The organism is Streptomyces guryensis (assembly GCF_021261325.1).
Taxonomy (GTDB): Bacteria; Actinomycetota; Actinomycetes; order Streptomycetales; family Streptomycetaceae; genus Streptomyces; species Streptomyces guryensis.
The window spans coordinates 287,153-311,802 of sequence record NZ_JAJSBI010000001.1; the positions used below are offsets into that span (position 1 = coordinate 287,153).

19 protein-coding genes and 2 tRNA genes are annotated in these 24,650 nt (G+C 69.4%); 14 read left to right on the forward strand and 7 right to left on the reverse strand.

Annotated elements, in window-relative coordinates; translation table 11 throughout:
* Positions 1 to 199 precede the first annotated feature (199 nt).
* Complete coding sequence (locus tag LJ657_RS01330) at positions 200 to 775, forward strand: biotin transporter BioY (RefSeq protein WP_232646220.1); 576 nt, start codon at positions 200 to 202, stop codon at positions 773 to 775.
* Between the two features lie 12 nt (positions 776 to 787).
* On the opposite strand, the gene LJ657_RS01335 is transcribed toward LJ657_RS01330, so the two are convergent.
* Both LJ657_RS01335 and LJ657_RS01340 read right to left on the reverse strand, forming a co-directional pair.
* Positions 788 to 2,116 carry an FAD-binding oxidoreductase gene (locus LJ657_RS01335; protein WP_232646221.1) on the reverse strand — a complete coding sequence of 443 codons (1,329 nt, stop codon included), beginning with the start codon at positions 2,114 to 2,116 and terminating at the stop codon, positions 788 to 790.
* Between the two features lie 81 nt (positions 2,117 to 2,197).
* Positions 2,198 to 2,929 (reverse strand): LPXTG cell wall anchor domain-containing protein, encoded by a 732-nt coding sequence (locus LJ657_RS01340; protein WP_232646222.1) that lies wholly within the window; start codon positions 2,927 to 2,929, stop codon positions 2,198 to 2,200.
* Positions 2,930 to 3,143: 214 nt separating this feature from the next.
* On the opposite strand from LJ657_RS01340, the gene LJ657_RS01345 reads away from it, so the two are divergent.
* Positions 3,144 to 5,492: a serine/threonine-protein kinase gene (locus tag LJ657_RS01345; protein WP_372487789.1), complete on the forward strand. Its 2,349-nt coding sequence runs from the start codon at positions 3,144 to 3,146 to the stop codon at positions 5,490 to 5,492.
* 74 nt (positions 5,493 to 5,566) lie between these two features.
* Here LJ657_RS01345 and LJ657_RS01350 read toward each other — a convergent pair whose 3' ends face one another.
* Positions 5,567 to 6,988 (reverse strand): amino acid permease, encoded by a 1,422-nt coding sequence (locus LJ657_RS01350; RefSeq protein WP_232646223.1) that lies wholly within the window; start codon positions 6,986 to 6,988, stop codon positions 5,567 to 5,569.
* Positions 6,989 to 7,205: 217 nt separating this feature from the next.
* On the opposite strand from LJ657_RS01350, the gene LJ657_RS01355 reads away from it, so the two are divergent.
* Together LJ657_RS01355 and LJ657_RS01360 are read left to right on the forward strand one after the other, a co-directional pair.
* On the forward strand, positions 7,206 to 7,691 hold the full coding sequence (locus LJ657_RS01355; protein ID WP_232646224.1) for a ribose-5-phosphate isomerase: 486 nt from the start codon (positions 7,206 to 7,208) through the stop codon (positions 7,689 to 7,691).
* Between the two features lie 175 nt (positions 7,692 to 7,866).
* Positions 7,867 to 8,676: an Fpg/Nei family DNA glycosylase gene (locus tag LJ657_RS01360; RefSeq protein ID WP_232646225.1), complete on the forward strand. Its 810-nt coding sequence runs from the start codon at positions 7,867 to 7,869 to the stop codon at positions 8,674 to 8,676.
* A 7-nt stretch (positions 8,677 to 8,683) separates the two neighbouring features.
* On the opposite strand, the gene LJ657_RS01365 is transcribed toward LJ657_RS01360, so the two are convergent.
* Positions 8,684 to 9,913 (reverse strand): GNAT family N-acetyltransferase, encoded by a 1,230-nt coding sequence (locus LJ657_RS01365; protein ID WP_232646226.1) that lies wholly within the window; start codon positions 9,911 to 9,913, stop codon positions 8,684 to 8,686.
* Between the two features lie 162 nt (positions 9,914 to 10,075).
* On the opposite strand from LJ657_RS01365, the gene LJ657_RS01370 reads away from it, so the two are divergent.
* Both LJ657_RS01370 and LJ657_RS01375 read left to right on the forward strand, forming a co-directional pair.
* The gene (locus LJ657_RS01370) at positions 10,076 to 11,266 is read left to right on the forward strand and encodes a PP2C family protein-serine/threonine phosphatase (RefSeq protein WP_232646227.1); all 1,191 of its coding nucleotides are present in this window, start codon (positions 10,076 to 10,078) and stop codon (positions 11,264 to 11,266) included.
* A 4-nt stretch (positions 11,267 to 11,270) separates the two neighbouring features.
* Entirely contained in the window at positions 11,271 to 11,738 is a 468-nt protein-coding gene (locus LJ657_RS01375; protein ID WP_232646228.1) for an HD domain-containing protein, read from the forward strand.
* A gap of 104 nt (positions 11,739 to 11,842) precedes the next feature.
* Here the strand turns inward: LJ657_RS01375 and LJ657_RS01380 are convergent, their stop codons facing one another.
* Entirely contained in the window at positions 11,843 to 13,021 is a 1,179-nt protein-coding gene (locus tag LJ657_RS01380; protein ID WP_372487790.1) for an acyltransferase family protein, read from the reverse strand.
* Positions 13,022 to 13,637: 616 nt separating this feature from the next.
* Here LJ657_RS01380 and LJ657_RS01385 point away from each other — a divergent pair.
* Positions 13,638 to 13,832 (forward strand): hypothetical protein, encoded by a 195-nt coding sequence (locus LJ657_RS01385; protein ID WP_099928874.1) that lies wholly within the window; start codon positions 13,638 to 13,640, stop codon positions 13,830 to 13,832.
* Between the two features lie 160 nt (positions 13,833 to 13,992).
* Here the strand turns inward: LJ657_RS01385 and LJ657_RS01390 are convergent.
* Positions 13,993 to 14,063 (reverse strand) — tRNA-Gly (locus LJ657_RS01390).
* 130 nt (positions 14,064 to 14,193) lie between these two features.
* Between LJ657_RS01390 and LJ657_RS01395 the strand changes: the two genes are divergently transcribed.
* The 5 genes from LJ657_RS01395 (at position 14,194) to clpX (ending at position 19,098) form a co-directional block, all read left to right on the forward strand.
* Positions 14,194 to 14,270: transfer RNA gene (locus LJ657_RS01395), tRNA-Pro, on the forward strand.
* A 225-nt stretch (positions 14,271 to 14,495) separates the two neighbouring features.
* Positions 14,496 to 15,893: a trigger factor gene (tig, locus tag LJ657_RS01400; RefSeq protein WP_232646230.1), complete on the forward strand. Its 1,398-nt coding sequence runs from the start codon at positions 14,496 to 14,498 to the stop codon at positions 15,891 to 15,893.
* A gap of 382 nt (positions 15,894 to 16,275) precedes the next feature.
* Entirely contained in the window at positions 16,276 to 16,899 is a 624-nt protein-coding gene (locus LJ657_RS01405) for an ATP-dependent Clp protease proteolytic subunit (protein ID WP_308116999.1), read from the forward strand.
* A 50-nt stretch (positions 16,900 to 16,949) separates the two neighbouring features.
* Positions 16,950 to 17,630 carry an ATP-dependent Clp protease proteolytic subunit gene (locus LJ657_RS01410; RefSeq protein ID WP_308117000.1) on the forward strand — a complete coding sequence of 227 codons (681 nt, stop codon included), beginning with the start codon at positions 16,950 to 16,952 and terminating at the stop codon, positions 17,628 to 17,630.
* A 178-nt stretch (positions 17,631 to 17,808) separates the two neighbouring features.
* Positions 17,809 to 19,098 (forward strand): ATP-dependent Clp protease ATP-binding subunit ClpX, encoded by a 1,290-nt coding sequence (clpX, locus tag LJ657_RS01415; RefSeq protein WP_232646231.1) that lies wholly within the window; start codon positions 17,809 to 17,811, stop codon positions 19,096 to 19,098.
* 86 nt (positions 19,099 to 19,184) lie between these two features.
* On the opposite strand, the gene LJ657_RS01420 is transcribed toward clpX, so the two are convergent.
* Entirely contained in the window at positions 19,185 to 20,207 is a 1,023-nt protein-coding gene (locus tag LJ657_RS01420; protein ID WP_232646232.1) for a hypothetical protein, read from the reverse strand.
* 136 nt (positions 20,208 to 20,343) lie between these two features.
* Here LJ657_RS01420 and LJ657_RS01425 point away from each other — a divergent pair, with 136 nt between their 5' ends.
* Together LJ657_RS01425 and folC are read left to right on the forward strand one after the other, a co-directional pair.
* Positions 20,344 to 23,001 (forward strand): valine--tRNA ligase, encoded by a 2,658-nt coding sequence (locus LJ657_RS01425; RefSeq protein WP_232646233.1) that lies wholly within the window; start codon positions 20,344 to 20,346, stop codon positions 22,999 to 23,001.
* Positions 23,002 to 23,161: 160 nt separating this feature from the next.
* Positions 23,162 to 24,646 carry a bifunctional tetrahydrofolate synthase/dihydrofolate synthase gene (gene folC / locus LJ657_RS01430; protein WP_232646234.1) on the forward strand — a complete coding sequence of 495 codons (1,485 nt, stop codon included), beginning with the start codon at positions 23,162 to 23,164 and terminating at the stop codon, positions 24,644 to 24,646.
* Positions 24,647 to 24,650: the final 4 nt, after the last annotated feature.

Consider the following 24,650-nt stretch of genomic DNA (forward strand, 5'->3'; position numbering starts at 1 on the left):
GCCTGTGTCCTGCCAGGTGACCGCGGCCTCCCTGCCTCAGTGACCGGCATCACGCGAAACCCCGTGTAACCAGCACTATTTGTGCGGAGTCCACCAAGCCCGCGTTCCACCCTTTGTCGGCCGCTGACGGTGATCGGCTCAAGTCGGCTGGGATAGCGTCACCGTGTCCCAGCATGTCCCCGTCACCCGCGGAGTCCCCATGAGCACCGCCGCCACCGCCCGCCCCCGCGAGGTCCTCGCCGACCTCCTGCCCGCGTCCCGCGTCCGGGACGTGGCGCTCGTGCTCGGCGGCGCCGCGCTCACCGGCCTCGCGGCCCAGATCTCCGTCCCCGTCCCGGGCTCCCCGGTGCCGGTGACCGGCCAGACCTTCGCCGCGCTGCTGGTCGGCACGACGCTGGGCGCGAGCCGCGGCCTGGCGTCGCTCGTCCTGTACGCGCTGGCCGGTCTCGCCGGTGTGCCGTGGTTCGCCGGCGGCAGCTCCGGTGTCTCCGTCTCCTTCGGCTACGTACTCGGCATGCTCCTCGCATCCACCGTCGTGGGCGCCCTGGCCCGCCGCGGCGCCGACCGCTCCGTGCTGCGCATGGCGGGCACGATGCTGCTCGGCGAGGCGATCATCTACGCCGTCGGCGTCCCGTACCTGGCCTACGCCGCCGACATGTCCGCGTCCGCCGCGATCGCGGCCGGCCTCACCCCGTTCCTCATCGGCGACGCCCTGAAGGCGGCCCTGGCGATGGGCGTCACGCCCACCGCCTGGAAGCTCGCCGACAAGCGCTGACGCCTGGGCCGTTCAGGCGCTGACGTTGTAGTTCTCGCGGAAGAGGTTCGCCGGGTCGTACGACGACTTCAGCCCGGCGAGCCTCTTCAGCGTTGCGGTGTCGTACAGCCCGTCGGTCCGGTCGCCCGCGCCGAAGGCGAAGTTGAGCGCACGGCCGATCGTGACCGGGGCGAGCAGTGCGAACGCCGGATCCAGCACGGCGCGAGCCGCGTCCCGGTCGCCCACCGACAACAGCCGCACGAGGAAACGCCCTTCGCGATAGGGCACCGAGTTCGGCGCGGGCCGGGCGAGAGCCCCGCCCAGATGGCTGATCTGCAGGACGCACATCGGACCACCCGCATCCGGCCCGGTGGCGGCGAGCAACGCGCCGCCCACCTCGACGTCCAGCCCGCTCAGCACCGCGCTGTCCCCGTAGTACGCGTGCGGGAGATCCGGGTCGCTGTGGATGGTGCGGCTCTCGGCGTACGGCATCTCGCGCAGGGAGTCGGCGAGCACGGGCCCCGACTCGCGGAGCGGAGCGACGAGTTGATCACCGTCGGTGCCGGTGTACGCGACGCGCACGGAGACGACGTACCGGCCGCGCAGATGCGGTGGCAACGCCGGGATGTCCGGATACGGTACGGCCGCCAAGGACGAGGTCAGCCCGTCGGGCACGGTCCGCGTCCACTCCTCGTACGCCCGCAGCACGGCCGCCGGGTCGACCTCGCGTCCGTCGAACGCGAGCGAGCCGCCGTAGAGCGTCCGCACGGGTACGAGGCCGATCTCCAGCTCGGTGACGACGCCGAAGTTGTGGCCGCCGCCGAGCAGCGCCCAGTGCAGGTCGGGGTCGGACTCCCGGGTCACCTGGTGCAGCCGGCCGTCGGCGGTGACGAGGTCCAGGGAGCGTACGTGGTCGGCCGCGTACCCGAACTCCCTGGCCAGGATGCCCAGGCCGCCGCCCAGTGTGTAGGACACGGCGCCGACGCTCGGCGCGGAGCCGTTGAGCGGGGCCAGTCCGTACGGCTCGGCGGCCGCCACGACCTGCCCCCAGCGGACACCCGCCTGGAGGCGCACGGTGCGGGCCCCGGGGTCGACGGCCACCCGGTCCATCCGCTTCGTCGTCACCAGCACTCCGCCCTCGCAGGCGCCGGGCAGCCCGTGTCCGGTGGCCTGGACGCCGGCAGACAGGCCGTGGTCGGCCGCGTACCGTACGGCGGCGATCACGTCGTCGGCCGAGGAGGCGGCGAAGACGACGGAGGGCCGGTGGGTGAACCCGGTCTGGAAACCGGCGAGTTCGTCGTCGTAGCCGGGATCGCCGGGACGGAGGACGAGCAGGTCGGTGGTGCGGTCGGCGAAGTTCATGAAACGCATGGTGCCCGCATAACCTGACAAGTCCCGTCAGGTTATGCGGGCGGCGTGGCGGCCGCTGTGCCCGAGGGGCGTTCAGCCGCGCAGCCCCTGCCGGGTCGGGCGCCGGGAGGACCACCAAAGCCCCGCCGCACCGGCCGCGATCAGCGACGCGCCGGCCGCGCCCAGCGGCAGGACATCGCGCCCGACACCGGTCTTGGGCAGCTCCTTGCTGCCGCCCGGGGCCACCGGTTTGTTGTCGGTGCCGAGGAGCAGCGGGGTGGCCGGGGCGTTCGGCGAGGGGTTGGTGGTACCGAACGGAACCGGTCCCTGCTGCCAGTACGTCTTCTTCCCGTCACCGGACTGCACGGGCAGGCAGATCCTGCCGGCCTTGCGCAGGTCGTATGTGGCGTCGACGGCGAAGGACTTCGACTTGCCGGCCGCGAGATTGTCGACCGGGCACGAGAAACCGCTGTTCGAGCCGGCCGGAAGATTCTTTCCGGCAACCTGGGAGCAGCCTTGGACACTCTTGACGGTGAGGCCGTCGAAACCGACGACCAGAAGCTGGATCTTTCCGCTGTCCTTGGTCCCCCCGTTCTTGACCGTGGCGGTGATCGCCGTCTTTTGCGAACCATTGTCGACCGAGATCCTGGAGGGCAGGAGCGTGGTCAGCCTTACACCTGCCGGCGCCTCGTCGACGGCCTTTCCCCCCTTGTTGCTGCCGGGGCCCTGGTCGTCCGCGCTGGCGGTGAAGGAAAGGATCATCACCGCCGAAAAAGATGCCGTGACCAGCGATCCCGCGATGGTCGTCGTGCGACGAGAACTCATGTTCACATCCCCCTTGGCTGCGCCTGAATTCGCAGTACTTGAAGAGCTACCACAAGATTTCTCCGCACTATGCTGGTACGCCGTGAAGTGTGACCATTGTGTTTCGGTCGGGGCGCGGTTGAGACAGTCGCGGTAGTTGAGGGAATTTCGGTGGCTGAGGGGGTGCAGCGGATTGCCGGGAAATGCGAGGAGTGGCGGAGTTCCAGGGCTACTGGTGACGGGGCGCTATCGGCTGGTCGAAAGCATCGGCCAGGGAGGAATGGGGCGGGTGTGGCGGGCCGCCGACGAGATGCTCGACCGCCCGGTCGCCGTCAAGGAGATGCGTATCGACGGCCTGGACGCGGAGGACACCCGAACCCGCCGGGAACGCACACTTCGGGAGGCCAGGGCCACCGCCCGGATCGACCATCCCAATGTCGTGCGGGTCTACGACGTCGTCGACGAGGGCGAACGCCTGTGGATCGTCATGGAGTTGGTCGTCGGCTGCTCCCTCGAACGGATCATGGTGGAGGAGGGGCCGCTGGGGCCGGGTGAGACGGCACGGATCGGGCTCGGTCTGGTGGCGGCGCTGCGCCAGGTGCACGCACGCGGTGTCCTGCACCGGGACATCAAACCGGGGAACGTCCTGGTGGAGGGCAGCGGCCGGCGCATCGTCCTCACCGACTTCGGCATCGCCGCGATCCAGGACGCCAAGGCGCTCACCATGGTCGGCATGCTCGTCGGCTCCCCCGACTACATGGCCCCCGAACGCATCTCCGGCCGCCCCCAGGGCCCGCCGTCCGACGTGTGGTCCCTGGGCGCGACGCTCTGCGCGGCCCTGGGCGGGCGCTCCCCCTTCTCCCGCGACACGACCCTGGCCACACTGCACGCGGTCCTCTACGAGGAGCCCGAACTCCCCGCCGCGGCAGGCCCCCTGCGCGGCGTCCTGGCCGCCCTCCTGGAGAAGGAGCCCTCGGTCCGCCCGTCCCTGCCCGACCTGGAGGAGGCCCTGCGCCCGGTCGCGTTCCCGGCCCCCACCCCGACTCTTCCCGTGCGCGGGGGAGAGGGCCATGGTGCGGAGCAGGAGGCGCGCGGGGCGGGTGCGGAGGCCGCTCAACCGGCCGACGAGGAAGAGCAGCCGTCCGAGTCCCAGGAGCCACCGGCGGCCGGACCGCCCGAGGGCGCCGAGCCGAGCCCGGCGGATGCGCCTGCGGCCCGAGCGGCGAGGGACGCCGAAACCGAGCCTGAGCCTGCGGGCGGGTCCGAGGAACTCGCCGGCGTCGACACGTCCCAGCAACTCGCCGGCGTCGACGCGTCCCAGCAACTCGCCGGCGTCGACGCGTCCGGCTCGACGGAGCAGGCCGCGACCATCCGCCGGGCCCCGGACGACACGCCCACCCCCGCTCATCTGGACACCCGTCCCGTACCCACCGCACCCGACCCCAGGCGGCCCGCACCCGCCCCCGTCGAGGACGCGGTACCGCAAGGACAGCCGGACACCCACGACTTCAGCCGAGGCCGCGCCCCGGCCCCGGGCACCACCCACGAGTCCTCGCACAACCACACGGCAACTCCTCCCGCACCGTCGGTACCCGCCCAGCCCCCCAACGCCTCCACCGAAGTCCCCTCCGAGCTGCGCTCGCAGGCCCGCTCCGAGACCCCGTCCGCCAACTCCGCGCCCCCCGCACCCCAGCGGTCCGGCGTCTCACTCACCCGTCCCCACAAGGCCACCGAGCGGCCCCCCGCGCAGCGGAACGGCTACGCCCCCGCAGCAGTCGGCATCCCGAGCGCCCAGCAGGCCCCGGTCCCAAACACGCAGCAGGCCCCGGACCCAGGCGCCCGACAAGGCCCGCCTCGCGGCCTTCAACAAGGTCCGCCTCCCGGCCTTGCTGAAGGCCCGCACCCGGGCCCGCAGCGGGGCTTGCACCCCCTGCGCGCCCCCCAAAGCGAAGTACTCCCTCACCGAAGCCGCCGCCCTGCCGTACTCGTGGCCGCCGTAGGGCTGCTGGCGGTCGGTGCCGTCGTCGCCGTACTCCTCCTGACGAACCCGGGATCGCCCGGCGGCGAGCACGCAGGCTCCTCCACCTCGCCGACGACGTCCGCCACCACACCCCCCGGCAGCCCGTCGCCCACGGTGGAAGGCACGTCCAGGCCGCAGAGCCTGCCCCCGGGTACGCGCCGGGAGGCCGGAGGGTTCGCGTGGGCGCCGCCGCAGGGCTGGCGGCGGGATCTCAAGACGGGAGCGGAGGTGCACTACACGTCCCCCGACGGCACACAGGAGCTCGTGGCCAAGTCGTCCCTGGCCCGCGGCGACCTGATGGAGACCTGGCAGAGGTCGGAGCAGGACGCCCACCAGGGCCAGGGCTACCGGAAGATCCGCCTGGAGAAGACGACGTTCCGTGGCAACCCGGCAGTGGTCTGGGAGTACACCTTCACCCTGAAGGGCACCCCCTGGCACGCCCGGCTGCTGGGCTTCGACAAGGACGGGAAGTCGTACCAGATCAGCACCTGGTACCGGCCGGAGACCGAACCCCAGGCCCTCACGACCTACGACGAGGTCAAGGACAGCTTCACGGTGCTGTGAGCGTGCGTGAGCGTGCGAAAGGGGCCCGCGGCGCTCACCGCGGGCCCCTCATCCAGCACACGACACCGTTGGCGTCAGCCGGCCTTGACCTTGTCCTGAACCTCCGCCGAGGAAGCGCTCGCGACGACCTCCCGGCCGCCCCCACGGACCTTCTCCTTCGCCACGGCGACGACAAGAACGACCGCCGCGACGAGCAGCGACAGCAGTACGGTCTCGCGCCCGTCGTGCTCCGTGTCCGTGAGCATGTAACCGAGCACGAACACGATCAGCGCGGCCGTCGCCCAGGTCAGATACGGGTACAGCCACATCTTCACGACCAGCTTCTCCGGCGCCTCGGCCTGGATGATCTTCCGCAGGCGCAGCTGCGAGAAGCAGATGACCAGCCACACGAACAGGGCCACCGCACCACTGGAGTTGACCATGAAGAGGAAGACGGAGTCCGGGAACCTGTAGTTGAAGAACACGGCGACGAACCCGAAGACGACGGACGCGACGATCGCGGCCATCGGCACGCCCCGCGAGGTCGTCCTGGCGAACGCCTTCGGCGCGTCTCCCCGCTCACCGAGCGAGAAGGCCATGCGGGAGGCCGTGTACAGACCCGAGTTGAGACAGGACAGCACCGACGTCAGCACGATGAAGTTCATGATCTGACCGGCGTGCGCGATACCGAGGGAGTCGAGGGCCGCGACGTAGGAGCCCTGCTTCTTGATCGACGGGTCGTTCCACGGCAGCAGGGTCACGACGACGAAGATCGAGCCCAGGTAGAAGACCCCGATACGCCAGATGATGCTGTTCGTGGACTTGGTGACGGCCCGCTGCGGGTCCTCCGACTCACCCGCCGCCAGCGTGGCGATCTCACTGCCCATGAAGGAGAAGACGACCAGCAGGACGCCGGTGAGAACCGCCCCGGGCCCGTGGGGCAGGAAGCCGCCGTGGCCGGTGAGGTTGCTCAGGCCGGCCTTGTCGCTGTCGACGCCCGGCAGCACACCGAAGACCGCGAGCCCGCCGACCACGATGAACGCACCGATCGCGACGACCTTGATCCCGGCGAACCAGAACTCGAACTCGCCGTAGGAACCGACCGAGACGAGGTTGGTGGCGGTCAGTACCGCCATAACGATCAGTGCCCAGCCCCACTGCGGAACGGCCGGCACCCACTGCGCCAGGATCTTGGCCCCGGCGGTGGCCTCCACCGCGAGCACCACGACCCAGAAGAACCAGTAGAGCCAGCCGATGGAGAACCCGGCCCAGCGGCCGAGCGCCCGGTCGGCGTGCGCCGAGAACGAGCCGGAGGTCGGGTTGGCGGCGGACATCTCGCCGAGCATGCGCATCACGAGAACGACGAGCGTGCCGACGACGGCGTACGACAGGAGGATGCCGGGTCCTGCGGTGGCGATACCGGAGCCGGAGCCGACGAAGAGGCCGGCGCCGATGACGCCACCGATGGCGATCATCGACAGATGGCGGTTCTTCAATCCGGCCTGGAGACCAGTCATGGGGAATTTCCTTTGCGCCGGGTGAGCGGTCCCGTACGGGTCGCGTACGAGCTGGTCCAGTGAAACGGAGGTAATGGAATCCGTGAACCTCTGAATCCATATCGTTACTTGAGGTTTCCTTGAGGTTCCATAGTCAGATCGACTCGATCGGGCCCTCTTCCGTCCCGCCCGACACCCGAGGCTGCCGCCCGGAAACAGCCATGTCACACTCGGAACCATGCGCGTGTATCTCGGCTCCGACCATGCGGGCTTCGAACTCAAGAACCACCTCGTCGAGTGGCTCAAGGCGGCAGGCCACGACGCCGTCGACTGCGGCCCCCTCATCTACGACGCCCAGGACGACTACCCGCCCTTCTGCCTCCGCGCCGCGGAGCGGACGGCCGCGGACCCCGACTCCCTCGGCATCGTGATCGGCGGCTCCGGCAACGGCGAGCAGATCGCCGCGAACAAGGTCAAGGGCGTCCGCGCGGCCCTCGCCTGGAGCGAGGAGACCGCGTCCCTCGGCCGCCAGCACAACAACGCCAACGTCGTGGCGGTGGGCGCGCGCATGCACACACAGGAAGAGGCGACGAAGTTCGTCGAGACCTTCCTGGCCACCCCGTTCTCCGAGGACGACCGGCACATCCGCCGCATCGACATGCTCGCCGACTACGAATCCACAGGCGACCTGCCGCCCATCCCGGCGCACCACCCGCAGCAGTAGTTTTCTCGGCCCGGCCGGGGTTGAGCTTCATCCCGTCCGGCGTACGAGTTTTTCGGCCCGTCCGCGTTTGAGGACGAGGCCGTTCAGGCCGATCGGGGGTCCAGGGGGCGGAGCCCCCTGGCGGGGCCGAAGGGGCAGCGCCCCAGGGGACACCCACGGACGAACAGGAGCCACCGTGCCGGAGGGGCACACGATCCATCGCCTGGCCAAGGACTACGCCAAGAAATTCCTCGGCACCCACCCCCGCGCCACCAGCCCCCAGGGCAAGTTCTCAGACGCCGCAGAACTCCTCACCGGCGCCGAACTGACCCACACCGAAGCCCACGGCAAACACCTCTTCCTCGGCTTCCGCGACACCGACTGGGTCCATATCCACCTCGGCCTCTTCGGCAAGGTCGCCTTCGGTGACGCCCCGGCGCCCCCGCCCACGGACACCGTCCGCCTCCGCCTCGCGAACAACACGTCGTACGTCGACCTGCGCGGCCCCACGACCTGCGCCCTGATCACGGACCCCGAGAAGCACGCGATACACGACCGCCTCGGCCCCGACCCTCTGCGCGAGGACGCCGACCCGCGGTCGGCGTACCGCAGGATCTCCCGCAGCCGTACGACGATCGCCGCCCTCCTCATGGACCAGAAGGTGATCGCCGGCGTGGGCAACGTCTACCGCGCCGAGGTCCTCTTCCGGCACCACATCGACCCCTACCGCGCCGGCAAGGACGTCACCCCGGCCGAATGGGACGCGATCTGGACCGACCTCGTCCACCTCATGCACGAGGGCGTCCGCAACAACCGCATCGACACGGTCCGCCCGGAACACACCCCGGAGGCCATGGGCCGCCCGCCGCGCGTCGACGACCACGGCGGCGAGGTGTACGTCTACCGCCGGGCCACCCAGCCCTGCCACCTCTGCGGCGGCGAGATCCGCACCGCCGGCCTCGCCGCCCGCAACCTGTTCTGGTGCCCGGCCTGCCAGCAGGCCTGACGGCCGGTCAGAACCCGTGCGCCAGCCACGGCGCCACCGTCGACCCGAAAGCGACCGACACCTCACCGAGCGCACCCTGCCTCAGCTCCCGCACCCGCCCGGCCGCGGCGAGCGCGTCCAGGCTCACGCCGCCCAGGTACGCCGACCCCAACTCCCTTACGGACAGGGCGAGATCGGCGGCATCTTCCGTACGCATGCAGGACGCGCCCTTCGGGTCACCGGTCAGCCGCCAACGCCCGCTGTTCCAGGGGCAGAACGCGTCCTCGACCTCCAGCACCACGTCCACCGGCGTCTGGTAGGTCCGCGCTTCCAGGGCCGCCCCGACGTCCACCAGCCGTACGTGCAGCGAGTCCCGGACCAGCAGCGAGCAGCGCCGGATGTCGGAGACCAGGTGCTGCCACGGCTCGTCCAGGGGCCGCCGCCGCGCGTCGATCTTCGACGTCAGGTCGATCTCGAACAGGAACCGCCACAGCGCCGCGTGCGCAGCCGGGTCCAGCGCGTCCACGTCCTGTACGACGACCGTGCCCTTGGGGCCCGCCGCCTCCCAGTCCCCCTTGATCCGGAACCGCGCGTACCCGACGACCTCCCCGCCCCGCTCCGCCAGCACGCACTGCAGCGGCGACGCACCGCCCCGCTCGCTCTCCGGATCGAGCAGCCACAGCCGCTCCCAGCCCGGAATCCGCGCCACCATCCCCGGCCGCCGCGACACCAGTTGCGCGTACACCGCCTCGCACGCGTCGAGTACGTCGGCCGGCGCGGCGTACCGCAGCCGCACGTCCTCCGTGCCGGGCGGCACGGACAGCCGTACGCGTGCCGTGTCGATCTCGGCGTTGACGTGGTACGACCCGACGCCGTACCCGAACCGCCCGTAGATCACGGGCTCGGAGGCCGTCAGCACCGCCAGCGGCTCGCCCCAGGACCGTACGTCGTCCAACTGGCGCCGCATCATGGACGTCAGCATCCCGCGCCGCCGGTGTGTGGCGGCCACGCTCACCATCGTGACGCCCGCGGCCGGCACCGCGGCCCCGCCGGGCACGGTCAGCCGGAAGGAGAACGCACCGGCCGTCCCCACGCACACACCACCGTCCCAGGCGCCGAGGGAACGGTCCGTCTCGGTGAGCTCACGCCACAGCGCCCGCTCCTCGGCCGACTCCGGAACCCCGCCGAAGGCGCGGACCAGATTGTCGTACCACTCGTCCCAGTCCTCCCGGCGCAGCACGCGCAAGTCATTCCCCATGAACCATGCCTACCAGGGCATTGCGGGACGAGCGAGGGAATTTCGCCTTGGCGGACCCGCAACGGCTTTCTGTGAAGTTCACTGTGAAGTTGAACCTCGGACGGGGGACAAGTGGGACCTCCCGTGCCAAGCAGCTGGTCCGATGGATAGGGTCCCGAACTAATGGCAGCAGGACGAGAGCGGCGCGCGGCAGCCGAGACGTTCACGGCCCGGTTGAAGATGGCGTGGCACCGGGTCCGCGTCGGCCTGCGCAGAAGCGCCGTGGACTACTTCCGCGGGGACGGCTCTGACTGGGTCGCGCTCGCCGGTCTGCTCCTCACCGTCCCGCTGATCGCGGTCGTCACCCTCGCCAACTCGGTGTGGTGCTCCCCGGCCGTCCTGGTCCTGCCGATCGTCGCGGGCGGCCTGCTGCTGCGCCCCGCGAGCCTGCTCGGTCTGTACGCGGCCGCGGCCACGGCGCTGATCGTGGAGTCGGTGAAACTGGGGCCCTACACGGAGGGCCCTTCCCGTGTCACCCCCGGCGTCGTGCTGGTGGTGGCCGCATGCGGCTTCTTCGGTCTGCTCATCGCCCAGTTCCGCAGCCGGGTCGGTGTGCCCTGGCGGCGCGGCGGCACGATGCTCTTCGACCTGCGCGAACGCATCCGGGTGCAGAGCAAGCTGCCGACGCTGCCGATGGGCTGGCACCGCGAGATGGCGCTGCGCCCGGCGGGCGGCCAGTCCTTCTCGGGCGACTTCGTGGTCGCGGCGCGTACCAACGGAGGCCGCACCATGGAGGTTGTCCTGACGGACGTGTCCGGGAAGGGCATGGACGCGGGTTCGCGCGCCCTGCTCCTGTCGGGGGCCTTCGGCGGCCTTCTCGGCTCCCTGCCCCCGCACGCGTTCCTCCCGGCGGCCAACGGCTATCTGCTCCGCCAGGACTGGGACGAGGGTTTCGCGACCTCGATCCACCTGGTCCTCGACCTCGACTCCGGCGACTACGAGCTCTACTCCGCGGGCCATCCGCCGGGTCTCCAGCTCAGCGCGGGCAGCGGCCGCTGGGAGGAGAAGGCGGCCGAGGGCCCGCTCCTGGGTGTGTACGACGGCGCGCAGTTCGACCCCGTGAAGGGCTCGCTCCGCCCCGGTGACGTGTTGATGCTGTTCACGGACGGCCTGGTGGAGACCTCCGACCGGGACATCGTCGAGGGCATCGACCGCCTCACGGGCGAGGCCGACCGCTACGTCGCCGGCGGCTTCCACGGCGCCGCCTGGCACCTCATCGAGGCGGTCGCGAGGGACGTGAACGACGACCGGGCCCTGCTGCTGATCTGCCGGGAGGGCCCGACGGCGATCTCCCAGCCACCGACACCGGGTTGAGCCGATGACCGAAACCCCTCGCAGGCCGATGACGCTCGCCGAAGTCGAGGCCACCGCCCGTGCCGCCCACGAAGGCCAGACGGACAAGGCGGGACGACCCTACGCCGAGCACCTCCGGGCCGTCGCGGAAGGCGTACGCGCACGTGGCGGCGACGACGAACAGATCGCTGCGGCCTGGCTGCACGACGCCGTCGAGGACGACGCCCTGTCCGAGCAATGGCTGGAAGAGGCCTCCCTGACCCGCCGCACGAAGAACATCGTCCTCGCGGTCACCAAGCGCGCGGGGGAGGGCCCGGAAGCGTACGCCGAACGGATCCTGTCCACGCCGGGCGCCCTCCTGGTGAAAGAAGCGGACCTGGCCCACAACGCGGACCCGGCCCGCCTGGCCCGCCTCACCGACGGGCCCACCCGCGAAAGACTGACCGAGAAGTACACCCACATGCGCGCACTTCTCGGCCTACGTCAGCAGTAGCGGCTTCTGAGGGGCGCGGGGCTGCATCGATATGCGGCTCCGCCGCGGGGCGCGATCAACCACGGTGAACCCGCGGACGCCGGACGACATAGCGCGGCAAATCTTCAGGCGTTGGCCATCTCGCGCTTGCCCGCTGCCTCGCGCCCCCGCGTCCCCTCCGTCGCATCCAGCTTGAAAGCCCACCTCATCTCGGGCTCCATGACGCCCTTGAACACCCGCCGCACCGGCGGAGTGCACAGCAACGTGACGGCACCGGCAAAAACCACCGTCACAAAGACCTCCCCCAACGGCCGGTGCAACCACTTCGGCTCGAACCAGCCGTAGAAGTCCCCGGCCTTCACCAGGAACCCGTGCAGCAGATAGCCGTAGAGCGTGCCCGCGCCCAGCGCCGTGAACCACATCTTCCGGCGTGGCACCCAGGCGAAGAAGCAGGCGGTCAACAGCAGCGAGCAGCCGAACAGGGCGAGCACCATGACCGGCCCGGTCCACCACGGCGCGGCCAGCTCCTGGGCGGCGTCCCGGTGGTAGAACCACGCGGTGTTCATGCGCGGCACCGCCCACCAGCCGACGGCCAGCGCGGTCGCGAAGACCGGAACCGCCAGGATCCGCATCTTCCGTGTGCGCACCCTCTGGAAGTGCTCGGGCTTCATGCACAGGCCCAGCACGAAGTACGGCAGGAACTGAAGGACGCGCTGGAGGTCGAGGTCGTTGCCGATCTCCGGCGAGACCGACCCGAACATCGCGATACCGAGCGCGACGGGCAGGGGCCGGCGCAGGGTCTTCCACAGCGGCGTCGTCAGACGCCAGATGAACAGGGCGATCAGGAACCAGGTGAGGTACCAGGGGTCGAGCAGACTGACCGTCATGCTCGGGTCGTGGTCGCCGTAGCGCTTGAAGAGGCTGTACGCGGTCTCGAAGACGATGTACGGCACGAGGACGCCGGTGACCAGACGTCTGAGGCGGTCGGCGCGCATGTCGAAACTGCGCGAGAAGTAGCCGGAGATGATGATGAACGCCGGCATGTGGAAGCAGTACACGACCGTGTACGCGGCCTCCAGGGTGCGGCTGCCACCCTTCAGGGGCTCCCAGGAGTGGCCCATCGCCACCAGCAGGATCGCCAGGTACTTCGCGTTGTCGAAGAACGAGTCGCGTTGTTTGCCGGGTTTGGGGGGATTGTTCTGCTGTTCCTGCGGTGAGCGAGGAGTCGGCACCTCCGACGTCGGCGACTGTGCCGGAGGGAGCGGCGCTCTGTTCTGGCCGTGCGGTTGCAACGAGTTCGTCACAGACGCTCCCCCCGGAAACGGGGAGAGGCGATCCCGGACCTCGCTGCGCGTGCGGGGGACGAGGCAGCGTGAAACATCTGAGGCACCCTAGCGTCGTCTGTGGGTTTTCGTAAAACTCCCCACGTTGTGCGTGCCAATTGGCTTCGAGTACCCGCGATTAAGGGAGGTTGACGACCTCGTGGAGGTGTCGGTCAACGCACCATTACATGTCCTGGTTGTTGCGAATCGTCCCGACTAAACGGGGCATATGACCAGGGGGCGACAGCAGTGGAATGTCTGCTTCATTGGCCTTTCGGGGGGCGGGTGTTGGCGGCTTTGCCGTTCCCGTGACAACAATTCGAAATACCTGCGAACACGTTGTGTGGACATGGAAACGATCCCGTTGAATTCCCTGTGCGGGTGCACCGTCGAATCGCTGTACGGGAGACGGGCGTTGGGGCACTCGTACGGGGCGCGCCCGCGTGGCTGGGGCAAAGGTCCGGCACAGGTGTGACCGACGATGCCTCACCTGTCGCATACCGGGGCCCCGTTGGTGGCACGATGGTTCTGGCGGGGGTGCGCGGGGCTGGCACCCCCGGGCCGGGAGAGCGGACCGACCGAGGGTGTGTGATCAGTTGTGGCCATTTCACTGTCAGTGGTGCTGCTGTTGGCGATCATCCTGGTGGTGTTGATCAGGGGAGGCTCGATCAAGGCCGGCCCGGCGATCGTCGCGGTGCTCTTCGGCTTCTTCCTCGCATCGACCGGCATGGCCCCGTCGATCAACCGGTTCCTCAACTCGATAGCGGAGACCATCAACTCGATCAACTTCTGATCCGGTACCGATCCGGGCAGATGCTCCGCCCACAGGGGGCGCGGAAGCCGCCACGCCGCGCCCGCGGGCGACCACGCTCTGCCACCGGACGCGACGGGTGCCGGAAACGATCAGGGCCGGGCCGGAGGATGTTCCTCCGGCCCGGCCCTGACGCGTAGAGAGCGGGCGACGGGAATCGAACCCGCGTAGCTAGTTTGGAAGACTAGGGCTCTACCATTGAGCTACGCCCGCACAGCACGCGCCGCAGGTCAGCTGACCGCGGCACAGAAGGCATCGTAGCGGGTCGGCCCCCCTCGGCGCACACCCCGTAAATGCGGCAGCCGCACTGCCTGCGGGCATGTACCCTACGTGTCGCACCTGACGGGGTGTGGCGCAGCTTGGTAGCGCGTCCGCTTTGGGAGCGGAAGGCCGTGGGTTCAAATCCCGCCACCCCGACCACCGACCGGTCAACACCGGTCACCCCGGGCGATCACCTCGCATGATCGCCTTTGGGGCGTTCAGTCGCTGCGGTTACTATGCAAGCTGCGCGCCCGTGTGTCTCATCCACAGGAATCCACTGGACCACCACTGGAGATCCTTCGGACGTCCTCCGGGCGGCCAAATCCGCCGGAACCAGTCTGGCTCCGGCAGAAACCAAGAAGTCAGCCACAAGGAGACCGAACCGTGAAGAGCGCCGTGGAGACCCTGAACCCGACTCGGGTTCGGCTCACTGTCGAGGTGCCCTTCGAGGAGCTCAAGGACAGCCTCGACGCGGCGTACAAGAAGATCAACCAGCAGGTCACGGTGAAGGGCTTCCGGAAGGGCAAGATCCCGGCGCGCGTCATCGACCAGCGGTTCGGCCGCGGTGCGGTCCTGGAGGAGGCGGTCAACGACGCGCTTCCGAAGTTCTACACCGAGGCGGTCAACGAGGCCGACCTGAACGTCCTCGGCCAGCCCGAGGTCGACATCACGGAGCTGAAGGACGGCGAGACGCTGAACTTCACCGCCGAGGTCGACGTCCGTCCCGCCCTCGAGATCCCGGACTACTCCGGCATCGAGGTCGAGGTCGACGCCGTCGAGGTCACCGACGAGGACGTGGAGAAGTCGGTCGAGCAGCTCCGCGAGCGCTTCGCCTCGACCTCCCCGGTCGAGCGCGCCGCCGAGGACGGCGACGTCGTCACCATCGACCTGGAGGCCAAGGTCGAGGGCGAGGTCCTGGAGGACGGCGTCGCCAGCGGCGTCTCCTACACGATCGGTTCCGGCGAGCTGCTCGACGGCATCGACGACGCCGTGAAGGGCCTGGAGGCCGGTGGCGAGGCCACCTTCACCTCCGAGCTCAAGGGCGGCTCCGCGGCCGGCAAGGAGGCCGAGGTCACCGTCAAGGTCACCCAGGTCGCCGCCCGCGAGCTGCCCGAGCTGGACGACGAGTTCGCGCAGCTCGCCTCCGAGTTCGACACCCTCGACGAGCTCAAGGCGGACAGCCGCAAGCGCCTCGAGAACATGAAGCAGTACGACCAGGCCACGCAGGCCCAGGAGCGCGTCCTGGAGAAGCTGCTTGAGCTGGTCGAGGTCCCGGTCCCCGAGAAGCTGCTCGAGGACGAGATCAACACCCGTAAGCACAACCTGGAGCACCACCAGCTCGGCCAGATGGGCCTCGACCTCGAGAAGTACCTCGAGATCCAGGGCAAGACGGTCGAGGAGTTCGACGCCGAGACCAAGGAAGCGGCGGTCAAGGGCATCAAGACCCAGTTCGTCCTCGACGAGCTGGTCAAGCAGGAGAAGCTCAACGTCAACCAGGAGGAGCTCACCGAGCACCTCATGCGGCGCGCGGCCTCCTCCGGCATGTCCCCCGACCAGTTCGCCCAGGCCGTCGTCGAGGGCGGCCAGGTTCCGCTCCTGGTCGGCGAGGTCGCCCGCGGCAAGGCCCTCGCGGTCGTCGTCGAGGCCGCCACGGTCAAGGACACGAACGGCGAGGTCATCGACCTCGACGACGAGGACGAGGTCGAGACGGCCGCCGAGGTCGCAGCCGAGGCCACGGAGGCCGACGCCACCGAGGCCGACGAGGAGAAGACCGAGGGCTGACGCCCACGGCGCCTCTGACGGACGTATGACGGGCCCCTGGGGACAACCCAGGGGCCCGTTCCGTTCGGGGCGAGGGCGGCTCGGCCTGAAGGGGCGCGGGGCTGTGTCGATCTGCGGCTCCGCCGCGGGGCGCGAGCGACCACGCACAACCGGCGGCCGCCCGCCCGCCGACGAGTTACGGCGAGTTACGGCGAGTAGGCACCGGCCCCACTGCCGGAGGCTCTACGCCCCCGGCGAACACCCCCCTTCGCGGGATTCCCCGAAGGGACCCGCGCGTTAGGGTCCATGAATACGGGGGCAGGGAACTCCGCGAAACCGCCGGAGGCCCCCGCAGGGATACGTGAGACGGCCCGGCGCCGTCGTAAGACGAGCAGGTGGATACGTGACGAATCTGATGCCCTCCGCCGCCGGCGAGCCTGCCATCGGTGGTGGCCTCGGCGACCAGGTCTACAACCGGCTGCTTGGCGAGCGGATCATCTTCCTCGGCCAGCCGGTCGACGACGACATCGCTAACAAGATCACCGCGCAGCTGCTGCTCCTTGCCGCGGCTGACCCTGACAAGGACATCAACCTCTACATCAACAGCCCGGGCGGCTCGATCACGGCCGGCATGGCGATCTACGACACCATGCAGTTCATCAAGAACGACGTGATGACGATCGCGATGGGCCTCGCCGCTTCCATGGGCCAGTTCCTGCTCAGCGCGGGCACCCCGGGCAAGCGGTTCGCCCTCCCGAACGCCGAGATCCTGATCCACCAGCCCTCCGCGGGTCTGGCCGGTTCGGCCTCCGACATCAAGATCCACGCCGAGCGGCTGCTGCACACCAAGAAGCGCATGGCCGAGCTCACGGCCCAGCACACCGGCCAGACCGTCGAGCAGGTCACCCGTGACTCGGACCGCGACCGCTGGTTCGACCCCGAGGAGGCCAAGGCGTACGGCCTCATCGACGACGTCATCACCACGGCTGCCGGTATCCCGGGCGGCGGCGGCACCACCGGGGCCTGAGGCCCCAGGAAAGCCCCCAGCCGACCGCCTCAGCCCCTAGGAGACAGACAGTGAACGACTTCCCCGGCAGCAGCCTGTACGACCGCACAAGCGCCGAGTACACGGGTCCCACGGCGGAGTCCCGTTATGTGATCCCGCGCTTCGTCGAGCGCACCTCGCAGGGCATCCGCGAGTACGACCCGTACGCGAAGCTCTTCGAGGAGCGTGTGATCTTCCTCGGCGTGCAGATCGACGACGCCTCCGCCAACGACGTCATGGCGCAGCTGCTGTGCCTGGAGTCGATGGATCCCGACCGGGACATCTCGGTCTACATCAACAGCCCCGGCGGCTCCTTCACGGCGCTGACGGCCATCTACGACACGATGCAGTTCGTGAAGCCGGACATCCAGACGGTCTGCATGGGCCAGGCGGCCTCCGCCGCGGCCGTCCTGCTGGCCGCCGGTTCGCCGGGCAAGCGCATGGCGCTGCCGAACGCGCGCGTGCTGATCCACCAGCCGTACAGCGAGACGGGCCGTGGTCAGGTCTCCGACCTGGAGATCGCCGCCAACGAGATCCTCCGGATGCGCTCGCAGCTGGAGGAGATGCTGGCCAAGCACTCGACGACGCCGATCGAGAAGATCCGCGAGGACATCGAGCGCGACAAGATCCTCACGGCCGAGGACGCGCTGTCGTACGGCCTGATCGACCAGATCATCTCCACCCGGAAGATGAACAACGCCGCCGTCCGCTAGTCGGAGGCTGTATCGTCTGCCGCCCCTTGGCACGGTAAGTGGGCTTTGACACGCTGCACGTCAAAGTGAACCGCGCCAAGGGGGGCCCGGACGGGGGGCCCGGCAAGGTACCGTCGGAATAAGGCAGCACCAGGAGCCGCTGGATCCAGGCGTCTCCCAGGCGAAGGGGAAGCACACCGTGGCACGCATCGGTGACGGCGGCGATCTGCTCAAGTGCTCGTTCTGCGGCAAGAGCCAGAAGCAGGTCAAGAAGCTCATCGCAGGGCCTGGTGTGTACATCTGCGACGAGTGCATCGACCTCTGCAACGAGATCATCGAGGAAGAACTCGCGGAGACGAGCGAAGTGCGCTGGGAAGAACTTCCCAAGCCCCGCGAGATCTACGAGTTCCTCGAGGGCTACGTCGTCGGCCAGGAGCCGGCGAAGAAGGCCCTCTCGGTGGCGGTCTACAACCACTACAAGCGCGTCCAGGCCGGCGAGAACGGCGGCGCCAACGGCCGTGACGACGCGATCGAGTTGGCGAAGTCCAACATCCTGCTGCTCGGCCCCACGGGCTCGGGCAAGACCCTCCTGGCCCAGACCCTGGCCCGGATGCTGAACGTCCCGTTCGCCATCGCCGACGCGACGGCGCTCACGGAGGCGGGCTACGTCGGCGAGGACGTCGAGAACATCCTGCTCAAGCTGATCCAGGCGGCCGACTACGACGTCAAGAAGGCCGAGACAGGGATCATCTATATCGACGAGATCGACAAGGTCGCGAGGAAGAGTGAAAACCCCTCCATCACGCGCGACGTGTCGGGCGAGGGCGTCCAGCAGGCGCTGCTGAAGATCCTGGAAGGCACCACGGCGTCCGTCCCGCCGCAGGGCGGCCGCAAGCACCCCCATCAGGAGTTCATCCAGATCGACACGACGAACGTCCTGTTCATCGTGGGCGGCGCCTTCTCGGGCCTGGAGAAGATCATCGAGTCCCGGGCGGGCGCGAAGGGCATCGGCTTCGGTGCGACGATCCGCTCCAAGCGCGAGCTGGAGGCCAAGGACCAGTTCGAGGACGTCATGCCGGAGGACCTGGTCAAGTTCGGCATGATCCCCGAGTTCATCGGCCGCCTCCCCGTCATCACCTCGGTCCACAACCTGGACCGCGAGGCCCTGCTCCAGATCCTGGTCGAGCCGCGCAACGCCCTGGTGAAGCAGTACCAGCGACTGTTCGAACTCGACGGTGTGGAACTGGACTTCGAGCGCGAGGCCCTGGAGGCCATCGCCGACCAGGCCATCCTCCGCCAGACGGGCGCGCGCGGCCTGCGCGCCATCATGGAGGAAGTCCTCATGTCCGTGATGTACGAGGTGCCTTCGCGGAAGGACGTGGCGAGGGTCGTCGTCACGGCGGACGTCGTCCACTCGAACGTGAACCCGACGCTGATCCCGCGGGACGCCCGCAACGGGCGGGGGCCGGGGGAGCAGAAGACGGCGTAAGCCGTCGCCCGGCCTGAGAGCTGAGCTGATGCGGCGATGGGGCGCCCCGGTGAGCCGGGACGCCCCATCGTCAGGTGTGGCTGCGGTCAGGCCTTGACGCGGACGTCGTTTCGGAGCTTGGCCGCCACGGACGCCGTGTCGTCGATCGAACCACCGCCGCTGGCCAGTTGGGCGAAGCCGAAGTTCGTGACCACGGCGACGGTGCTGTGGTCACCCCAGATGCACATCGGCATCTTGATGGTCTTCGCGGCGCCGGCGGTCGACGAGGCGGGGTTGTCGATCTGGATGTTCTGGCACTTCATGATGCCGTCAGCGAAGCCCGCGGGCGACACCTTCTCCGGGCTGCCGATCAGCTTGCCCTTGCTGCTGCCGCCGCTCTGGTCCTTCTGGGACTCCGACTTGACCTTGGCGAACATGGCGTCGACGACCGCCTCCGGGTCGTCGATGGTGCCGTAGACACCGCTGAAGGACAGGTTCGTCACGCTGAGCCCGGTGCCCTTCTGGTAACCGGCGCTGACGTCCTGGGGGTTCTTCACGCCCCACTTCTCGAAGTCGGCCTTGTCTTCGCTGGTCATCGCGTCGCTGGAGCCGCCGTTCGCCGACTTCTTGTACTCACCGTTGATCACGGCCGCCGGTGTCGTCAGCTTGTGCGCTCCGTCGTCCGCGACGGACGAACCGCCGCCGACGCCACCACCCCCGCCGGTCACGAGGTACACCCCGACACCGATCGCCGCCACGACCGCCACCGCGCCGATGATCAGGGCGGCCTTCTTGCCGCCGCCACCGCCGGGCGCCGGCGGCTGCGGGACGCCGTAGGGCTGCTGGCCGTACGGGTCCTGGCCGTAGGGAGGCTGCTGCTGCGGGTAGCCGTAACCCGGCTGGGGCTGGGCCGGGGGAGCCTGCTGGGGGTAGCCGTAACCCGGCTGGGGCTGGGGCGGAGGGGCCTGCTGGGGGTAACCGGGCTGGGCCGGAGGGGCCTGCTGCGGGTAGCCGTAACCGGGCTGGGCCGGGGGAGCCTGCGGCGGCTGCTGGCCGTAGGGGCCCGGCTGGCCGTACGGACCGGGCTGCTGGGGCTGCCCGCCGTACGGGCCCGGCTGGTTGTGACTCATTACTGGGTTCCCCTCCAGATGCTTATATGTCCCCGACATCCTGGCGTAGACCGGGAGCGCGCGTCCCATCGGGGGGCGCACCATCACAGAACAAACGCGTTTCGGGACACGCCCGTGACACCCCTAAACTGAGCCCGTGACCGAGAACGCTCAGCAGCAGCCACCAGCGCCCGACACCGAACTGCCGACCCAGTACGCGCCGGCCGACGTAGAGGGGCCGCTGTACGAGCGCTGGGTGGAGCGGGGTTACTTCGAGGCGGACGCGAAGAGCGACAAGCCGCCGTACACCATCGTCATCCCGCCGCCGAACGTCACCGGCAGCCTGCACCTCGGGCACGCCTTCCAGCACACGCTGATGGACGCCCTGACGCGCCGCAAGCGCATGCAGGGGTACGAGTCGCTGTGGCTGCCGGGCATGGACCACGCCGGCATCGCCACCCAGAACAAGGTCGAGCAGCAGCTCGCCGAGGAGGGCAAGTCCCGTCACGACCTCGGCCGCGAGGAGTTCGTCGACCGCGTCTGGCAGTGGAAGGAGGAGTACGGCGGCAGGATCCTCGGCCAGATGCGTCGCCTCGGCGACGGTGTCGACTGGAGCCGCGAGCGCTTCACGATGGACGAGGGCCTCTCCAAGGCCGTCCTCACCATCTTCAAGCGGCTCTACGAGGACGAGCTGATCTACCGCGCCGAGCGCATCATCAACTGGTGCCCGCGCTGCCTGACGGCCATCTCGGACATCGAGGTGGAATACCAGGAGGACGCGGGCGAGTTGGTCTCCATCCGCTACGGCGAGGGCGAGGACAGCCTCGTCGTCGCGACCACGCGCGCGGAGACGATGCTCGGTGACACCGCAGTCGCCGTCCACCCCGACGACGAGCGGTACCGGCACCTGATCGGCAAGCAGATCAAGCTGCCGCTCACCGACCGCACCATCCCGGTCGTCGCCGACACCCATGTCGACCCCGAGTTCGGCACCGGCGCGGTCAAGGTGACCCCGGCGCACGATCCGAACGACTTCGAGATCGGCCGCCGCCACGACCTGCCGTCCCTGACGATCATGGACGAGCACGGTGTCATCACCGTCCACGGCCCCTTCCTCGGCCTGGACCGCTTCGAGGCCCGCTCGGCCGTTGTCGGCGCGCTCAAGGAGCAGGGCCGCATCGTCGCCGAGAAGCGCCCGTACATGCACTCGGTCGGCCACTGCTCGCGCTGCAAGACCACGGTCGAGCCGCGCCTGTCCATGCAGTGGTGGGTCAAGGTCGGCCCGCTCGCCAAGGCCGCCGGTGACGCGGTCCGCGACGGCCGCGTCAAGATCCACCCCGAGGACATGTCGAAGCGCTACTTCGACTGGGTCGACAACATGCACGACTGGTGCATCTCGCGCCAGCTGTGGTGGGGCCACCGCATCCCGATCTGGTACGGCCCCGACGGTGAGGTCGTCTGCGTCGGACCGGACGAGGAGCCGCCCGGCACGGAGGCCGAGGGCTGGACCCAGGACTCCGATGTCCTGGACACCTGGTTCTCCTCCGGCCTGTGGCCGTTCTCCACGCTCGGCTGGCCCGAACAGACCGAGGACCTGCGGAAGTTCTATCCGACCGACGTGCTGCTCACCGGCCACGACATCATCTTCTTCTGGGTCGCCCGGATGATGATGTTCGGCCTCTACGCCATGGACGGCCAGGCCCCCTTCCACACCATCGCGCTGACCGGCCTGGTCCGCGACGAGTTCGGCAAGAAGATGTCGAAGTCGAACCCGAACGCGGTCGATCCGCTGGTCTGGATGGACGCCTACGGCTCCGACGCCGTCCGCTTCACCCTCGCCAACGGCGCCAACCCGGGCGCGGACGTGCCGATCGGCGAGGACTGGGTCAAGGCCTCCCGCAACTTCACCAACAAGATCTGGAACGCCACCCGCTTCGCCCTCATGAACGGCGCCACGGTCGAGGGCCCGCTGCCGGACGCCTCCGAGATGTCGGCGACGGACCGCTGGATCCTCTCCCGACTGAACACCACCGTCGCCCAGGTCGACGCCTACTACGACGACTACCAGTTCGCCAAACTCGCCGACGCGCTCTACCACTTCGCGTGGGACGAGGTCTTCGACTGGTACGTCGAGCTGTCGAAGACGACGTTCTTCGCGGGCGGCGAGCGGGCGAGGGTCTCCGGAAGGGTCCTCGGCGAGGTCCTCGACGTGACGCTGCGGCTGCTCCACCCGGTCATCCCGTTCGTCACCGACGCCCTGTGGACCACGCTCACGGGCGGCGAGTCGCTGGTCGTCGGCGAGTGGCCGAAGGCTGTGTCTGTTCCTGGTGCTGACGCACCGGGCGGCTTCCGCGACAAGGACGCCGAACTCGAGATCGAGCTGGTCCAGCGGGTCGTCACCGAGGTGCGCCGGTTCCGAAAGGACCAGGGACTGAAGGACGGGCAGAAGGTCCCGGCCCGTCTGACCCTCGACGGCACGGCGCTGGCTCCGCACGAGGCCGCCATCCGCCAGCTGCTGCGCCTGCAGCCGGAGGGCGACTCCTTCGCGGCCACGGCGACCCTGCCGGTCGGCGGTGCGGAGGTCGCCCTCGACCTGTCCGGCACGATCGACGTCGCGGCGGAGCGCAAGCGCCTCGCGAAGGACCTCGCGGCCGCGGAGAAGGAGAAGGCCCAGGCCACGGCGAAGCTCGGCAACGAGGCGTTCCTGGCGAAGGCGCCGGACAACGTGGTGGACAAGATCCGTGGCCGGCTGGCCAAGGCGGAGGAGGACCTCGCCCGGATCCAGGCCCAGCTGGACCGGCTGCCGGAAGCGTGAGTCGTAGTGCGTGGCTGAAGGCCCCCGGTGCTGATGGGCGCCGGGGGCCTGTGCGTGCCTTCAGGGGCGCGGGGAACTGCGCGACCAGCCCCCAACCTGCCCGCACTCGCCTGCCAAGGCCAGCCACCCCTCTCAATGGGCGCCGCCTTAGACTGACCCCGTGAGTGAAAGCGACCCCTTCGACGACATCGTCGCCGCCGAGACAGACCGCGACCCCGACCTCGCGATCATCGAGGCCGGCAGCCGCACCCTGCGCACGCAGGGCGGCGCGCCGCAGGCCGACGTGCCCGCGCGGCCCGAGGACCCCGAGGTCGACAAGGCCCTGCGCGAGGTCGAGGCGGAGCTCGCCTCCCGCTGGGGCGAGACCAAGCTCGAGCCCTCGGTCAGCCGTATCGCCGCGCTGATGGACGTCCTGGGCGAGCCGCAGCGTTCGTACCCCTCGATCCACATCACCGGCACCAACGGCAAGACCTCCACCGCCCGCATGATCGAGGCCCTGCTCGGTGCCTTCGAGCTGCGCACCGGCCGGTACACGTCGCCCCACGTCCAGTCGATCACCGAGCGCATCAGTCTCGACGGCGCCCCGATCTCGGCAGAGCGTTTCGTCGAGACGTACAACGACATCAAGCCGTACGTCGAGATGGTCGACGGGCAGCAGGAGTACCGGCTCTCCTTCTTCGAGGTGCTTACGGGCATGGCGTACGCGGCCTTCGCGGACGCGCCCGTCGATGTCGCCGTGGTGGAAGTGGGGATGGGCGGCTCCTGGGACGCCACCAACGTCATCGACGGGGACGTCGCCGTCGTCACCCCCATCGACCTCGACCACACCGACCGCCTCGGTGAGACGCACGCCGCGATCGCCACGGAGAAAGCCGGCATCGTCAAGCAGGACGCGACGGTCATCCTGGCCCAACAGCCGGTGGACGCGGCCCAGGTGCTGCTGAAGAAGGCCGTCGACGTCGATGCCACCGTGGCCCGCGAGGGCCTGGAGTTCGGGGTCGTGTCACGCCAGGTCGCGGTCGGCGGGCAGATGCTCACCCTGCGCGGCCTCGGCGGCGAGTACGGCGAGCTCTACCTGCCGCTGCACGGCCCGTACCAGGCGCACAACGCCGCGGTCGCGCTCGCCGCCGTCGAGGCGTTCTTCGGCGTCGGCTCCCAGCGGCCCGAGCCGCTCGACATAGACACGGTCCGCAAGGCCTTCGCGGCCGTCTCCTCGCCGGGCCGCCTCGAAGTCGTACGACGCTCGCCCACCGTCGTCCTGGACGCCGCCCACAATCCGGCGGGCGCCCGCGCCACCGCCGAGGCGATCGGTGAGGCCTTCGACTTCAGCCGGTTGATCGGTGTGGTCGGCGCGAGTGGCGACAAGAACGTGCGGGGTCTCCTTGAGGCCTTCGAGCCGATCTTCGCCGAGGTCGTCGTCACGCAGAACTCCAGCCACCGCGCGATGGACGCCGACGAGCTCGCCGCGATCGCCGTGGAGGTGTTCGGCGACGAGCGCGTCCAGGTCGAACCGCGGCTGCCGGACGCACTGGAGGCGGCGATCACGCTGGCCGAGGAGGAGGGCGAGTTCGCGGGCGGCGGTGTGCTCGTCACGGGCTCCGTCATCACCGTCGGCGAGGCCCGACTGCTGCTGGGGAGGGGCTGAGAAC